At 71.2% G+C, this 14,214-nt stretch carries 14 protein-coding genes and 1 tRNA gene; 7 read left to right on the top strand and 8 right to left on the bottom strand.

Features of this window, described 5'->3' with window-relative positions; translation table 11 throughout:
* Window positions 1-61 precede the first annotated feature (61 nt).
* Window positions 62-934 (bottom strand): TIGR03619 family F420-dependent LLM class oxidoreductase, encoded by an 873-nt coding sequence (locus tag IE99_RS0115330; protein WP_030170228.1) that lies wholly within the window; start codon window positions 932-934, stop codon window positions 62-64.
* 93 nt (window positions 935-1,027) lie between these two features.
* A complete protein-coding gene (locus IE99_RS0115325) occupies window positions 1,028-2,665 on the bottom strand; it encodes a serine/threonine-protein kinase (protein ID WP_245623215.1) in 1,638 nt (545 codons plus the stop codon).
* Window positions 2,666-2,925: 260 nt separating this feature from the next.
* Between IE99_RS0115325 and IE99_RS0115320 the strand changes: the two genes are divergently transcribed.
* From IE99_RS0115320 to IE99_RS0115310, 3 genes are all read left to right on the top strand, one after another.
* Complete coding sequence (locus IE99_RS0115320; protein WP_157610324.1) at window positions 2,926-3,996, top strand: coiled-coil domain-containing protein; 1,071 nt, start codon at window positions 2,926-2,928, stop codon at window positions 3,994-3,996.
* Between the two features lie 305 nt (window positions 3,997-4,301).
* The gene (locus IE99_RS0115315; RefSeq protein ID WP_051712539.1) at window positions 4,302-4,871 is read left to right on the top strand and encodes a CHAP domain-containing protein; all 570 of its coding nucleotides are present in this window, start codon (window positions 4,302-4,304) and stop codon (window positions 4,869-4,871) included.
* A gap of 202 nt (window positions 4,872-5,073) precedes the next feature.
* On the top strand, window positions 5,074-5,358 hold the full coding sequence (locus IE99_RS0115310) for a hypothetical protein (RefSeq protein WP_051712538.1): 285 nt from the start codon (window positions 5,074-5,076) through the stop codon (window positions 5,356-5,358).
* A 47-nt stretch (window positions 5,359-5,405) separates the two neighbouring features.
* Here the strand turns inward: IE99_RS0115310 and IE99_RS0115305 are convergent, their stop codons facing one another.
* Genes IE99_RS0115305 through IE99_RS0115295 form a run of 3 tightly spaced genes read right to left on the bottom strand, consistent with a single transcriptional unit; the run spans window position 5,406 to window position 8,675 of the window.
* Complete coding sequence (locus tag IE99_RS0115305; RefSeq protein ID WP_030170215.1) at window positions 5,406-6,029, bottom strand: TetR/AcrR family transcriptional regulator; 624 nt, start codon at window positions 6,027-6,029, stop codon at window positions 5,406-5,408.
* A 4-nt stretch (window positions 6,030-6,033) separates the two neighbouring features.
* Window positions 6,034-7,152, bottom strand: coding sequence for a hypothetical protein (locus tag IE99_RS0115300; RefSeq protein ID WP_030170213.1), 1,119 nt, complete (start codon window positions 7,150-7,152; stop codon window positions 6,034-6,036).
* A 14-nt stretch (window positions 7,153-7,166) separates the two neighbouring features.
* The gene (locus IE99_RS0115295; RefSeq protein WP_211258819.1) at window positions 7,167-8,675 is read right to left on the bottom strand and encodes an FAD-dependent oxidoreductase; all 1,509 of its coding nucleotides are present in this window, start codon (window positions 8,673-8,675) and stop codon (window positions 7,167-7,169) included.
* Between the two features lie 96 nt (window positions 8,676-8,771).
* Between IE99_RS0115295 and IE99_RS0115290 the strand changes: the two genes are divergently transcribed.
* Entirely contained in the window at window positions 8,772-9,755 is a 984-nt protein-coding gene (locus IE99_RS0115290; protein ID WP_030170209.1) for a YihY/virulence factor BrkB family protein, read from the top strand.
* Between the two features lie 49 nt (window positions 9,756-9,804).
* Here IE99_RS0115290 and IE99_RS0115285 read toward each other — a convergent pair whose 3' ends face one another.
* Together IE99_RS0115285 and IE99_RS33655 are read right to left on the bottom strand one after the other, a co-directional pair.
* On the bottom strand, window positions 9,805-10,425 hold the full coding sequence (locus IE99_RS0115285) for a hypothetical protein (RefSeq protein ID WP_157610322.1): 621 nt from the start codon (window positions 10,423-10,425) through the stop codon (window positions 9,805-9,807).
* Between the two features lie 248 nt (window positions 10,426-10,673).
* Window positions 10,674-10,868: a UBP-type zinc finger domain-containing protein gene (locus IE99_RS33655; RefSeq protein WP_425423830.1), complete on the bottom strand. Its 195-nt coding sequence runs from the start codon at window positions 10,866-10,868 to the stop codon at window positions 10,674-10,676.
* Between the two features lie 343 nt (window positions 10,869-11,211).
* Between IE99_RS33655 and IE99_RS0115280 the strand changes: the two genes are divergently transcribed.
* A complete protein-coding gene (locus IE99_RS0115280) occupies window positions 11,212-11,508 on the top strand; it encodes a hypothetical protein (RefSeq protein WP_030170205.1) in 297 nt (98 codons plus the stop codon).
* A gap of 64 nt (window positions 11,509-11,572) precedes the next feature.
* A complete protein-coding gene (locus tag IE99_RS30350; RefSeq protein ID WP_051712537.1) occupies window positions 11,573-12,487 on the top strand; it encodes a LysR family transcriptional regulator in 915 nt (304 codons plus the stop codon).
* A gap of 144 nt (window positions 12,488-12,631) precedes the next feature.
* Here IE99_RS30350 and IE99_RS0115270 read toward each other — a convergent pair.
* Window positions 12,632-12,717, bottom strand: a tRNA-Leu gene (locus IE99_RS0115270).
* 131 nt (window positions 12,718-12,848) lie between these two features.
* Here IE99_RS0115270 and IE99_RS0115265 point away from each other — a divergent pair.
* Window positions 12,849-14,153 carry a M20/M25/M40 family metallo-hydrolase gene (locus IE99_RS0115265; protein ID WP_245623216.1) on the top strand — a complete coding sequence of 435 codons (1,305 nt, stop codon included), beginning with the start codon at window positions 12,849-12,851 and terminating at the stop codon, window positions 14,151-14,153.
* Window positions 14,154-14,214 lie beyond the last annotated feature (61 nt).

Here is a 14,214-nt window from a genome sequence, read left to right as displayed (position 1 = left end):
CCGCTGCGGAGGGCCGCGGGGCCTCACCCGCGAGAACCGAGCGCCTCCCCCGTGCGGGTGGTCACGAACCCGTTTTCGCGATGACCGACTCGGCGAACCGCTCCAGGTTCTCGATCTTCTTCGCGAGCGGCTCGGTGTCCGGGCCCTTCGCGTAGGGGACGCGGAACCCGACGATCACATCGGTGACGCCCTTGTCCTCCAGGCGCTTGACCCCGTCGGGCGTGTAGGCGTCCATGGAGATGACGTGGATCTCGAAGGGCTCGTCCTCCCTGCCCTCCTCCCGGCGGATCTCCCGCAGCCGCGCCAGCAGCGCGTCGAGGTCGCCGCCGCCCGCGTGCATCCAGCCGTCGCCGCGCACCACCGCGCGCCGCAGCGCGGGCTCGCTGTGCCCGCCGACCAGGATCGGGATCGGACGGGACGGCGCCGGCGTCATCTTGATCGCGGGCACGTCGAAGAACTCGCCGTGGTACTCGAAGTACCCGCCGGAGGCCAGCCCCCGGACGATGTCGATCGCCTCGTCCATCCGCCTTCCGCGCCCCTCCCACGGCACGCCCATGACCTCGAAGTCCTCGCGCCAGGGGCTGATGCCGACGCCGAGGCCGAGCCGGTCGCCGGTCAGCGCGGCGATCGAGGTGGCCTGCTTGGCGACGAGGACCGGCGGCCGGACGGGCAGCTTCAGGACGAACGGCGTGAACCGCAGCGTGCTGGTCACCGCCCCCATCGCCGCGATCAGGGTGAACGTCTCGATGAACGGCTTGTCCTCCAGGAATCCCCGGTCGCCGTCCGCGGTGTAGGGGTAGGTGGAGTCGGACTCCTTCGGGTAGACCAGCGAGTCGGCGACCGAGACGCTGGTGTACCCCGCCGCCTCGGCGGCCCTGGCCAGCGGCAGGTAGTAGGAGGGGTCGGTCATGGCCTCTGCGTAGGTGAACCTCATGGAACCACTCCGGGACGCGGCGACGGGTCGCCAGATACTAGAACCTGTTCCATTTCGATGGCCGGGTCCGTCCCACTGGGTGGCACCGCCCCGCTAGTCGGCCGGGTAGGAGGTGATGACGTCGCCCTTGGCGTTCATCGCCATATAGCCGCTGCCGTAGTCGTCGCTGAGGTAGATGCGCCAGGTCGGTCGGTCGCCGTTGAAGGTCCAGGCCGCGTCGGCGATGATGTACCGCGAGGTCGGGTTCTTCACGTTCAGCGTTCTCTCGGCCTTCGCCATCAGCTTCGGCAGCGCCTCCCAGTTGAACGAGGAGAAGTTGACCACGGCGTCTTCGGTGATGGCGATGCTGGGACGGCCGCGGACGGCCGCGTCCGCGCCCTTCTGGTACGTGTAGTTGTCGAACTTGCCGGGCCGCCCCTTCGCGGGCGCGTCGGCGGACGCGTGCGTCTGGTGCACCGTCATCTGGGCGAACCGCGTGCTCCCGGACGCCGCCTGGAACCTCTTGATGACGCTCCGGATCGTGGCCGGTGTCAGCAGCGTCTTGACCTCGGGTTCCTTCTTGCCGTCGCCGCCGTTCCCGGCGTCCACCGGCCCGCCGGAGGTCTCCCGCGCGCCGGGGAGGTCCGGCGTCCGCCGGGCGGCCGCGTCGATGACGCGCGGGACGACGATGAGGACCGTCGTGATCAGCGTCGCGACCACGCCCAGCGCGAAGATCATGATCACCGCGGCGGGCACCTTCGACCCGCGCGGCCGCACGCCGCCCGGGTGGGTGAAGGCCGGAGGACGGCCGGGGTCCGTCCGCGGACCCGGCGGCGCGAAGGGCGGAGACGTCGAGAACCCCGGGTCCGTCTTCGGCCCCGGCGTCGGAAACGGCGGAGGGGTCGGCATGGAGGTGGGGGTGTCCCCGGACGCCTGCGCGAGCATGGCGTCCAGCTGAGCCGGCGAAGGCCGCGCCCCGGGCTCGCGGATGAGCAGGGCCTGGAGCACGGGCGACAGGGCCCCCGCCCGCTGCGACGGCGGGATCGGCGCCGTCATGACCGCCGCCAGCGTCGACGCGGCCGTGGGGCGGCGGAACGGCGTCTGCCCCTCCACCGCGACATAGAGCAGGACGCCCAGCGACCACAGGTCCGACGCGGGATTGCCCTCCTCGCCGTGCAGCCGCTCGGGGGCGATGTACTCCGGCGACCCGACGAGCCCCCCGGTCGCCGTGACGCGGGACGCCTCCTCCAGCACGGCGATGCCGAAGTCGGTCAGGACGGGCGTGCCGTCCGTCCGCAGGAGGACGTTGGCGGGCTTGACGTCCCGGTGGCAGATCCCGGCCTCGTGCGCCGCCCGCAGCGCCGCCAGGACGCCGCGTCCGAGGGCGGCCGCCTCGGCGGGCGTCATCGGCCCGTCCGCCAGCCGGTCCTGCAGGGACCGGCCCCGGACGAGCTCCATCACCAGCCAGGGGTGCGGCATGTCGGGCGAGTCCACGATGTGATGGATGGTCACCACATTGGGGTGATCGAGCCTGGCCAGGGCCCGCGCCTCCCGCATCACCCGCTCGCGCATCATCTCGGCGACGTCCGTGTCGAGTTCCGACATCTCGACCTCGGCGAGCCGCACCTCCTTCAGCGCGACCTCGCGCTGGAGGGCGAGGTCGAACGCGCGCCAGACCGTCCCCATGCCGCCGCTGCCGAGCCGTCCGCGCAGCTCGAAGCGTCCGTCGATCACCGTATGCCCACCCGTCACGCGGGACAGCCTAAGACCTTGCACCAGCAACCTGCATGAACCACCCCAAACCTCGCCTCCCGGCCGGCTTCGCTGGTCAGCGGAGGATGCCCGCGCCGCGCACGGCGGCCGGCCGGCCGGGAAATTCGTCCTTCAGGTTCCGGTACAGGTCGTGGTCGGCGATGCCGCGGTCCGCGCCTTTCCGCAGGCGAACGGCCTTAAGCAGACGTTAATCGGACGCTGACGCGGTCCTAAGGGCGCCCTGCGTAGCGTCGGCGGCCATGCAGGAGACCGCACCCGTGGAGGTCGTCATCGAAAGCGGATCGGGGCGTCCGGGCGGAGGGGACGTGCACGGCCTGACGGGGCAGGTGTCGGTGACCCGGGAGCTGGTGGAGCGGCTGGAGAGCGCCGCGGGGCTGCTCGCGGGCGCGCTGAGCGGCGAGCTCAGCGTGGCGGGCGTGGAGGCGCGGATCGCCCGAGTCCGCGCGGACGCCGCGGAGGTGGAGGCGGCGGCGTACCGGGAGACCGAGGCCGTGCGCGTCCAGGCCGGGGAGGCCCGTGCGGAGGCCGACGCCCAGCGTCGGCGCGCGGACGAGGCCGAGGCGCGCTGGGCGGAACTGGGCGACCGGTACACCACGGCGGTGGCCGAGCGGGACGAGGCCCACCGGCGCTGCGAGCGGCTCGTCCGGGATGCCGGTGCCGCGGCCGCGGCGCTGGCCGCGGCCGAGGGCGACCGTGCCCGGCAGGCGAAGGAGATCACCGCGCTGACGCAGTCGCTCCGGGCGGCGACCGGGGAGGTCGAACGCCTGCGCGCCGGGCTGGCCGCCGCGCGGGCCGGGGAGGGGGCCGCCCGCGGCCGGATCGCGACGGTGACCGCCGAACTGGAGCAGCGGCGCCGGCTCATCCGGGAGGTCACGTCCGAGCGCGACCGCGTCCTGCGGGACGCCCGGCGGGCCAGCGCCGACGCGGAGGCCGAGCACGCCGCGCGCGTCAAGGCCGAGCAGGCGGCGGAGGAGGTCCTCGGCCGGATCCGGGACGCCCTTCTCCAGCGCGACCAGGCCGTGGAGACCGCGCGGTCCGCGCACGGGCGCCTCGACCGGACCCGCGCTCTGCTGGCCGAGCGGCAGGCGGCGCTGGAAGGGCACGCCCAGCGCATCGAGGAGATGCGGGTGCAGATCGGCGTCCTGATCGCCGAACGGGACGCGGCCCGCAGCGAGGCCGAGCGCGCCCGCCACCGGATCGATGAGTTCATCACCCGCCGCACCCCGGACGACCGCCCCGGCGAGCCACAGCCGAAGGACGCGAGCTCGCTCCCACAGCGCCTCCTGACCCCGGCCGCGTCCTCGGCGTAGAGCCGACCGGTCAGGACCCCACCGCCTGGATCGCCTGCCTGAGCGGGCTCTTCCGCAAGCGTGGTGACGGACTGTGACTTTTCCTCAGGCCCTCCGGCCGACCGCCGATGGGTCTTGTGACAACGACGAAAGAGCGCGATCCGAATCGCGCCGGCCACGGCCCCCCGGCCAGGGCTCCACGTCGAAGCCGCCACCTGCGGCGAGGTCCCCCGGACCTGGCGGCAGGGGTATGGCGGACACCCGCTGAACGGACCCCCGGTCCGCCGCGCGTGCCCGCCCGGCGTGCCGCAGAAGGGAAAACCGTCATGTCCGTCCTGAACACCGTCACCCCCCGCGTCCGCCGCAGCGTCTTCGCGGGCCTGGCCGCCGGTGCCGCCGCCGGCACCCTCTTCGCCGCCCCCGCCGCCGAGGCGACGACGACCCCCGCCGCCGCCCAGCGCATGGTCTCCATCGCCCTCTCGCAGGTCGGCCAGGGCGAGACCAACGGCTACAGCAAGTTCGGCAAGTGGTACGGCGAGAAGGTGAACGCCCGTTCCCTCGGGAAGGCCGCCTGGTGCGACATGTTCGTCAGCTGGGTCGGTGACCAGGCGGGCGTCACGAAGAAGGTCGGCATGTTCTCCTACACCGTGTCCCACGCGCAGTGGTTCGACGGCAAGGGCCGGTTCGACCGGACGCCGCGCGTCGGCGACCTGGTCTTCTTCGACTGGAACGGCGGCAAGAAGATCGCCGGCATCGACCACGTCGGCCTGGTCACCAAGGTGAACAAGAACGGCACCGTCGACACCGTCGAGGGCAACGTCAGCGACAAGGTGCAGACCCGCACCCGCTACATGAGCACGATCGTCGGTTTCGGTCACCCCGCCTACGGCCAGTGATCTGAGACCATCCGCACGACGCTCCGAGGCCCTCCGGCCCGGGGCGTCGTCGTGTTCCCGGATGCCTCGAAGAGCGGGCGGGCTGCCGCTGAAACCGAAGTCGTGAGCCGCTGATACCAGCGGAACGGAATCTGCTTTGTGAGCTGTCGCACGAGATCGCTAGAGTTCCCCTGCTTTCGTTGATCTCGCGTCAGGAACCCCCATGAACATCGACTTCAACGCGGACCCCACCTTCTCGTGGTACGTGGTCCTGCTGATCGTCTCCGGCGTGCTGATGGTCGCCGGCGCCCTCCTGCCCGCCGACCGGCTGCTCGACCGCCTCCTGTACGTCGCGTTCGGCCTCGCCTTCCTCGGCTACGGCATCTACCTGGGCTTCATCTTCACCGGCGGGACCTACCAGATGTTCTTCTACGTCTTCCTGGTGCCGGTCTTCGCGGTCTTCAAGGCCGTCTCGGCCCTCTTCGGCAGGCGCGGCCAGACGAGCTGACCCGAATGCGGACGGCCCCCGGCACCGAGCCGGGGGCCGTCCGTGTTTCAGGGACGACCGTGCAGGGACGGCGCCGGTCGTCGCAAGGAGGGGGCCAGCCAGCGGGTGAGGAAGGCGCGGAGCCGCTCCCCTTCGAGCGGCGGCTCGCTGGGATGCTCCAGCAGCGACGTCAGGAGCCGCATGATGATCTCGGCGAGGCCGGGGAGGTCGTCCTCGCCGATGCCGGCGGCCTCCCAGTCGACGGGGAAGCGGCGCAGCATCCGGGCGCCGTAGGCGATCGCGTCCGCGGTGGTGGCCCCGCGGCCGAAGGCGGCCGAGTCCTTGAGCTGCAGCAGCAGGCTCAGGCGCGGCTCGGTCGGGATCGTCCGGACGCAGAAGATCATGCCTTCCACCACGGCCGCGGCCGGGTCGCCGATCCCCTGGAGGTGGGCGACCAGCCGATCGACGAACGACTCCGCCCCCTGGGCGGCCACCTCCCCGACGATGTCGGAGATCCGGTCGAAATGGCGGTAGACGGTCTGGCGGGTGACGCCGAGCTCGCTCGCGACGTCGGAGAGGGTCGTCTTCGCGGCTCCGTGCCGGTCGATGCAGCGGGCCGTCGCGTCGACGATGCGCTGCCGGGCCTCGGCATCGGATGCGGGGGGCCGTCCTCCCCAGCCGTGGTGCGCCATGGCCTCAGGATCCCACAGGCTCCCCGGCCGTCCGGGCGGCGCTCACGCGCTGCACGGCCGCGATGAGGCCCGCCGCGGCGACGGTGCACAGCGCGGCGTACCAGAGGCTGCCGATCGGCGCGCCCTCCTCGGTGGCGCCGTTCGTCGAGGCGAAGTACGCGGGCAGGGCGATCAGCCACAGGACGACGTGGACCCCGAGATAGACCGCCGGGTAGACCCGCGTGAACAGCGGCGGCGCCGCGGGCGGCACCTTCCCCGCGCGAGCCGCGCGGCAGGCGTCCACGAGCAGGTAGAGGCCGGCGATCCAGACGGCGGCGAGCTCCACCGAGAGGATGGCCCGCTGGATCCCGACCTGGCCCTCACCGCGGAAGGCGCCGCTGGGCGCGCTCGCGATGATCATCGCCAGCGGTGTCGCGGCGCCCGCCACGATGGTGCGCCAGGCGATGCTCGGGCCGCGTCCGGGCCCGTTCCCGACCAGGCGGACCACGAGGTAGGTCATCGCGCCGAAGGAGACCGAGGCGAACAGCAGCATGCTGTTCATCGGCACGGAGGCGAGCGCCGGCTCGTTGATCGCCTGGTTGCCGGTGTTCCACGCCCACCACTTCAGCTGGGGGCCGAGGTGGTCGAAGACCTCGTAGAACACCTGGCAGGCGAACGCGACCGCCACCGATCCGGCCAGCGGGCCGCGCCGGTCGAAGACGCCGAGGGCCCGCACCAGCTCGTAGGCGAGCTGCGACAGCGCGGGATAGAAGGCCACGATGTAGAGCGGCAGCCGGTCGTACATGAACTGCACGGTGAACACGTTGTGGGAGAAGATGAACCCGACGTGCTCCTCCAGGCCGAACCAGCCGGGGAAGTACAGCGGCGGCTCGATCACCGCCAGGTAGACGACCGAGGCGGACCACAGCGAGATGTTGACGGGGTCGCCGTCGCGCCGCCACCGCCGCCACGCGTGGACGAGGGCGAACACCGCGCCGCCCACGATGAGCAGCTCCAGGACGGGCATGGTGCCGTTCTCGAGGCCGAACGGGTCGCGGAAGTCCACGACCGGTTCGGCGCCGTGGCAGGAGAAACCGAGTTGCTCGGCGACGCGCTCGGCCGCCGGGTCACAGGTGTTGCCCATTCTCGCTCCTCAGGTCAGGCTCCGACGAGGTCGCCGCCGCGGTCACCGGACGTCCCGCCCGCCAGTTGGGTGTAGTCGGTACCGGGCGGGTCCTCCCGGTCGTCGAACCCGCCCGGGACGACCGTGCGGCCGAGCCGCCGGCGCAGCTTGTAGCGCGCGATGCCGAACCAGAACCGCGGATCGGCGGCCATCTCCCTGAGCGACCTGTCGAGGTTGAACACCTCGGCGAACGTCCGCTCGACGTAGGCGTCCTCGCGGCTCGCGGCGTTGATGGCGTTGAAGATCGGCCAGCTGAGGCGGCCGGCGAGCCGGCGTCGCCAGGCCGCCACCACCTCGGTGCCGGTCGCGAAGTCGTACGCCTGGTCGCGGGCCATGGCGAGCATCCACGGCACGTCCAGGGCCTTCTTCTGCCGCCCCAGGAACTCGCGGAAGAACGCCGCGTCGAGGGCGTCCCGGCCGCGCAGCATCTCCCCGAGGATGAGCGCGGACCGGGCCGCCGAGCTCATCCCCTGCGCGTAGAACGGGTTGAACGCGCAGATCGAGTCACCGACGCAGACCAGCCCGATCGGCGGTACGTCGAGCAGGTCGAAACGCCGCCACTTGTTCCCGGTCGACCGCGTCAGATGCACCTCGGACGTCGGCGTGCACGCACGCGTCGCCCGCCCGAACGTCGTGGCCCGGACGCGGTCCACCGCGGCCTCGAACGCGTCCACCTTGCGCGGCATCTCGATGCCCCACGACCCCATGCACACGATGGCGCGGTCGCCCTCGATCGGGAAGAAGTTGCTGAGGAACTCGTGCTCGGCGGGGTGGTCGCCGGTGTCCTGCGTCGGGGTGACGACCAGGTGCCTCCACCACCACGACGCAGGACGCTCCCCGGTCGGCGGCAGGTCGTACCAGCGCGAGGTATAGGTGACCTTGGCGTCGAGGGTCTTCTCCGGCGGCGCGGCCCATCCCGCCGCACTCAGCCAGTCGACGACCGAGGACCCCCGCCCCAGCGCGTCGACGACCAGGTCGGCGGCCAGGTATCCGTCGCCGTCGGCGGTGCGGAACTCGACGCCCTCCACGCGTCCGCGCGCGGTGCCGCCCCCGTGGGACCGCAGCCCGGTCACGGTCGCGCCCTCGCGGATCTCGATCGCCGGTACCTCGCGGACCTTGTCGCGCAGGACCCGCTCGATCAGCACCCGGGAGCTGTAGACCATCGTCATCGACCCGGACTTGCGCGGCGCCCAGCCGTCGTTCTCGCAGTACGCCGCGTCCATGGACGGCATCAGATGCATCCCGCCCGCACCGATCAGCGCCTCCTCGAACCCGGGGAAGATCTCGCCGATCGCGCGCCTTCCGGAGTTCAGCAGGAAGTGCGGGTGCTTGCTCTGCGGCACCCCCCGCCGATGCCGCGCGTCCGGCGGCAGCTCGTCCCGCTCCAGGACGATGACCGTGTCGAAGTGCCGGGCGAGCACCCCCGCCGCGCACAGTCCCGCCACGCTCCCGCCGAGCACCACGGCCGTCTCTCGTCCCACCACACGGGCCTCCATTCATACATTCAATGAGTGAATGTATGATCGACCTCACGGTGCGTCAAGGGCGTCGATCGGGATGAAGCGGGGAAGAAGGACCGTGTGGGACTGGTCGACCGCGTGGACGCCTACCAGAGGCGGCACCGTTGGGCGGGCCTGCCACTGGCCGTGGTGTACAAGTTCGTGGACGACCAGGGCGCGTACCTCACGGCGTTGATCACCTATTACGGCTTCGTATCGCTGTTTCCGCTACTTCTGCTGCTGGTCACCGCTCTGGGGTTCGCGTTGCAGGACAACCCGGGGCTGCAGGAACGCGTCCTGGATTCGGCGCTCGCGCAGTTCCCGGTCATCGGGGACCAGATCGCCGCGAACATCCACTCCTTCCAAGGCAATTCCCTGGCTCTGGTGACGGGTGTCGCCGGCGGTCTCTACGGCGGCCTGGGCGTCGTGCAGGCCGTCCAGAACGCCCTGAACAAGATCTGGGGAGTGCCGCGCAACTCCCGGCCGAACCCGATCGCCGCCCGGTTGCGCAGCCTGGCGCTGCTGGCGGTCGGCGGCGGAGCGATCCTGGCGACCACCGCGCTGTCGGTGGTGACCGCGTCCGCCGACGTCTTCGGCGGTGGTGTGCGGGCGGCTGCCGTCGTGGTGGCCGTGGCCATCAACGTCGTGCTGTTCACGGTGGCGTTCCGGCTGCTGACCGCCCGGCCCCTCACCGTCGCGCAGGTCCGGACGGGCGCGATCGCCGCGGCGCTGGTCTGGCAGGGCTTGCAGGGGGGCGGCGCGTTCCTGCTCGGTCACATGCTCAAGGGCGCGACGGCCACCTACGGCATGTTCGGCATAGTGCTCGGCCTGCTGGCGTGGATCTATCTGGGCGCGATCACCTTCGTGGCCGGCGCCGAGATCAACGTCGTCCGCGAGCACCGGCTGTGGCCCCGCAGCCTCCTCACGCCCTTCACCGACCGCGTCGAGCTGACCACGGGAGACCGGCGCGCCTACACCTCCTACGCCGAGACCGAACGCCACAAGGGCTTTGAGAACGTCGACGTCGACTTCGACCCGCCTCCGGACGACGACCCCGCGGACTGACGGAGAGCGGCCCGCCCCGCCCATGGCTCGTCCGCCGGGCCCGGCCGGTTCAAAACTCCCAGTCCCCGTCGTCCAGTTCGTCCCAGGTCGGCCGGCCGCGCGACGCCGGGCGGGTGGCGGTCTTCCGCGCGGAGGGGCGGGCGGCCGGCGGTGGGCATGGCGGAGCGGCGGGTTCGTCCAAGCGGGGCTTGAGCAGCCGGTAGCGCTCCTCGGCGTCCTCGACGCTGACGTCGAGGATGGCGGCGATCTGCTCGGAGCCCATGCCCGAGGCGTGCGCGGTGTTGAGCAAATGGGCCTCGGTCTGGTCCAGGGTCAGGCGGACCGCGCTCAGCACCAGGAGCGCCGCGGCGACCTCGACCGGCTCGGGACTGTCACCCGTTCCCCGCTGGGCCCGGTCCCCTGCGCTGATGACCGCCGCGATCGCATCACGGTCGGGCATCGGCCGTCCCATGGCCTCCCAGAGGAACAGGTCCACACCGGTCGCGTGGCGAGGAGTCAGATGGTCGCGCGCCTGCTGGACCATCCGGGGATCCGGAGCGGGAAGTCCGAAGGGCCCGGCCGTGTCCGAACGGTCGGCGGCGCCCGCGACCGGAACGCCGTCCTCGTGCTCGGCCCGGGTCGAGGCGGCCATAGCGGTGCGGATCGCGGAAACAGGGTTCGTGCTGGTCATCGGATCTCGCTTCTGAGCCGCCCGTCGAAGGTCCAGGGCCACCGGCTCGGGGAGGAGCGGCGGCCCTGGACCGGCCGGACGCCGCCCCCAGCAGCGGCCGACCGGTTCTCACTCAAGCCCAGCGCACCGGATACGGCCACAACCGATCCGTTCACACGCCATCACTCGCGCAGATGACCGGGGCTCCGGCCGGACGACGAAGGTCACCGCGACCCGCCGAAATCGTCGGCACTGCGCCGCGGAATCCGTCAGACGAGACGTTCGTGGACGTAGCACCATCTCCACGTCGATCCCGGTTCCATGGCGCCGATGAGGGGATGGTCGGTCTCCTGGTAATGCGCTCGGGCGTGCCGGTGGGGTGAATCGTCGGAACAGGCCACGCATCCGCACGTCAAACAGATCCGAAGCCTCTTCCACTTGTCACCTCGTCTCTCACACGCCATGCAGCCGAGCGATCTCGGTGTGACGGGCGCCAGGCCGTCCCCGTGCTCGCAGCGCGGTGCCGTTCCGTTCGGGCTGTAGGTCATGGTGTGGGCCCTCGTCGCGTGATTCATCGAAGACGTCTCCTTCAGTGCGTCGCTTCAGGTCAGGGTGCAATGGCGTCCATCTGCCAGTTGAACTCGCATTACAACCGGGTCGAACCGTCCAATTCGGGCAAAGGCCATCGGTGGGAGCGATAACCGTCCGCGGTCGTCATCGGCGCGCGGCTCCGCTGGACGCGGTGCCGAGCGCCTATGTTGTGTGGTGGGGCCCCGTGAACTGCCGAAACCGAGGAGATGCAGGCGTATGAGTGCGACGACTCCCGAGGTCTGGATCGAGGCCGGCGGCGGCCATGACATGGTGCGCGCCGACGCGATCGTGATGCTCCGCCTGGACGAGACCGGACGGCTGACCGCACAGCTCCGCGACGACGCGAAGGTCAGTGTGACCCTCCTGGAGGGCTCGCCCGGCTCCGGGCCGCCCGCCGACTTCCACCGCCGGATGGTCAGGGCGGTCGCCGAACTCGCCGACGCCAGCGGCGCGCAACTCGTCCGCGCCCGGCACGAGGGAGGCGCCTGGCGCTGGGTCACCGAACCGCTGTAGGCGAACGCCGCACGGTAGCCTCGGCGAGGCAGGTCTCGCTGTTCCAGCTCATGAGGTGGGAGATGTGGAACTGCGCCAGCTCCGCTATTTCGTCGCGGTTTCGGAGGAGCTCAATTTCGGCCGCGCGGCTGCCCGCGAGCACATCGTGCAGTCGGCGCTGAGCCAGCAGGTGCAGCGCCTGGAGCGGGAGCTGGGCGTGCGCCTGCTCGACCGCACCACGCACCATGTCGCGCTGACGGCGGCGGGGGCGGCCTTCCTGGTCGAGGCGCGGCAGATACTCGCCCGCGTCGAGCGCGCCGTCCAGGTCGCCCGGACCGCCAAGGGCACCTCGCCGGCGATGCGGGTGGGAATCATCGACGCCAGCTACGACTCCATGCCGCAGATCCTGCACGAGGCCCAGGCGCTCTATCCGGATCTGGTGATCCACCAGGTCGAGGTCGGCGTCCCCGAGCAGTACCAGCAACTCGTGGACGGCCGGCTCGACGTGGGCATCGGCCGCGCCGCACTGGCGCCGAGCGGGGTCGCCTCACATCTGTTCCGCCGGGACCGTCTCGGCGTCCTGGTCCCGCGCGGGCACCGGTTCGCCGACCTGGACGCGGTGCCGGTCGAGGCCCTCTCGCGCGCGCCGCTGCTGCTCGCCGAGGAGATGAAGGCCCCGGAGTTCAACCAGTTCACCGTCGAGATGTGCCGGGACGCCGGGTTCACGCCGACGGTGTACGAGGGCACCGTCGACAGCATCCGCGCCGCGTCCGCCCTCGTCGCCCAGGGCCGCTGCCTGTACTGCGTGCCGTCCTCCTGCATCTCGGCACTCCCGGGGACCATCTGGCGACCGCTCACCGGACCGGCCTCGTTCTACCCCTGGTCCATCCTCTGGCGGGCAGCCGACGACTCCCGGCACGTCCGCGCCGTCGTCACCTGCGCCCGGAGCATGTCCGAACGCCTCGGCTGGCTGGCCGTAGCCGACCGGCCGACCGCCTGACCACCCACCACGGCGACATCATCGACGACGCGCCGCCGCAACGCGCGATGGCCCGCGGATGACCGGACACCAAGCCATCTGTCCCCGGAAACGCGAAGTGGAGGCCCGGATCATTCCGGAGCCTCCACCTGTACGGTCTGTATGTGTCCGAGGGGGGACTTGAACCCCCATGCCCCGTAAAGGGCACTAGCACCTCAAGCTAGCGCGTCTGCCTATTCCGCCACCCGGACCGGTTGCAGGCCGCTGCAGGAGCGGCGGCGGGGTCAACCATACCAAAGGTCCGGAGTCGCGGCGAAGTCGATCGACGGGCACCATGGACGGGTACCCGTGGACGCCAGGCGCGAAGGTGATGATGGTGGTTCTGCAGCCGACCGCTGAGGACGAGGTCGTCCGGCTCTGCCAGGAGCTGATCCGGATCGACACGAGCAACCCCGGGGACCACTCGGGGCCGGGTGAGCGGGCGGCGGCGGAGTACGTCGCCGAGCGGCTCGGCGAGGTGGGGTTGGAGGCGCAGATCTTCGAGTCCCGTCCGGGGCGGGCCAGTGTCGTCGCCCGGATCGAGGGCGAGGACCCGGGGCGGGACGCCCTGCTCCTGCACGGGCACCTCGACGTCGTGCCCGCCCGCAAGGAGGACTGGACGCGCGATCCGTTCGGCGGCGAGATCGCGGACGGGTGCGTCTGGGGGCGCGGGGCCGTCGACATGAAGGACATGGACGCGATGATCCTCGCGGTCGCCCGGCAGCGGCTCCGGGAGGGACGCAGGCCGCCGCGCGACGTGGTGCTGGCGTTCCTGGCCGATGAGGAGGCCGGCGGCCAGTGGGGCGCGCAGTGGCTCGTGCGCGAGCATCCGGAGTTGTTCGAGGGGTGCACGGAGGCGGTCGGGGAGGTCGGCGGGTTCAGCCTGACCGTGCCCGGCGACCGGCGGATGTACCTGATCGAGACGGCGGAGAAGGGCATCGCGTGGATGGAGCTGACCGCCGCGGGGACGGCGGGGCACGGCTCCATGGTGCATCCGGACAATGCCGTCACGGCGCTGGCGGCGGCGGTGGCGCGGCTGGGAGCGCACGAGTTCCCGATCAGGCTGACGAAGACCGTGCGGGCGTTCCTGGAGCGTGCGTGCCTCGCGTACGGGGTGGAGTTCGACCCGGAGCATCTGGAGAGGTGCCTGGACGAGATCGGGCCGCTGGCACGGATGATCGGCGCGACGCTGCGGCACACGCTGAACCCGACGCGGCTGGACGCGGGCTACAAGGTGAACGTCATTCCGCAGACGGCCAAGGCTCAGGTCGATGGGCGCTTTTTGCCCGGGTATGAGACTGATTTCTTCGCTACCGTGGACGAATTGCTCGGTCCGGACGTACAGCGTTCATTCGTGCATCACGACCACGCGGTCGAGACGGAGTACGAGGGCGCGCTGGTGGCCGCGATGGAGGCGGCGCTGCTGGCGGAGGACGCGGGCGCGCTTCCGGTTCCGTACTGCCTGAGCGGCGGGACGGACGCCAAGGCGTTCGCGCGGCTCGGGATGCGGTGCTTCGGATTCGCACCCCTGAGATTGCCTCCAGAATTGGACTTTTCCGGAATGTTCCATGGTATCGACGAGCGCGTCCCGGTCGACGGACTGCGCTTCGGGGTGCGGGTTCTGGACCATTTCCTCGATCGGTCTTGATTTTCACCGGCATTACCATCACAAGAGCGATCCGTGGTGCTATCGTCACCGTAGGTAGGGA

The sequence above is a fragment of the Spirillospora albida genome, from assembly GCF_000718255.1.
Taxonomy (GTDB): domain Bacteria; phylum Actinomycetota; class Actinomycetes; order Streptosporangiales; family Streptosporangiaceae; genus Spirillospora; species Spirillospora albida.
Note: the sequence above shows the minus strand (reverse complement) of the source record. Positions and strands in the feature narration are given on the sequence as shown.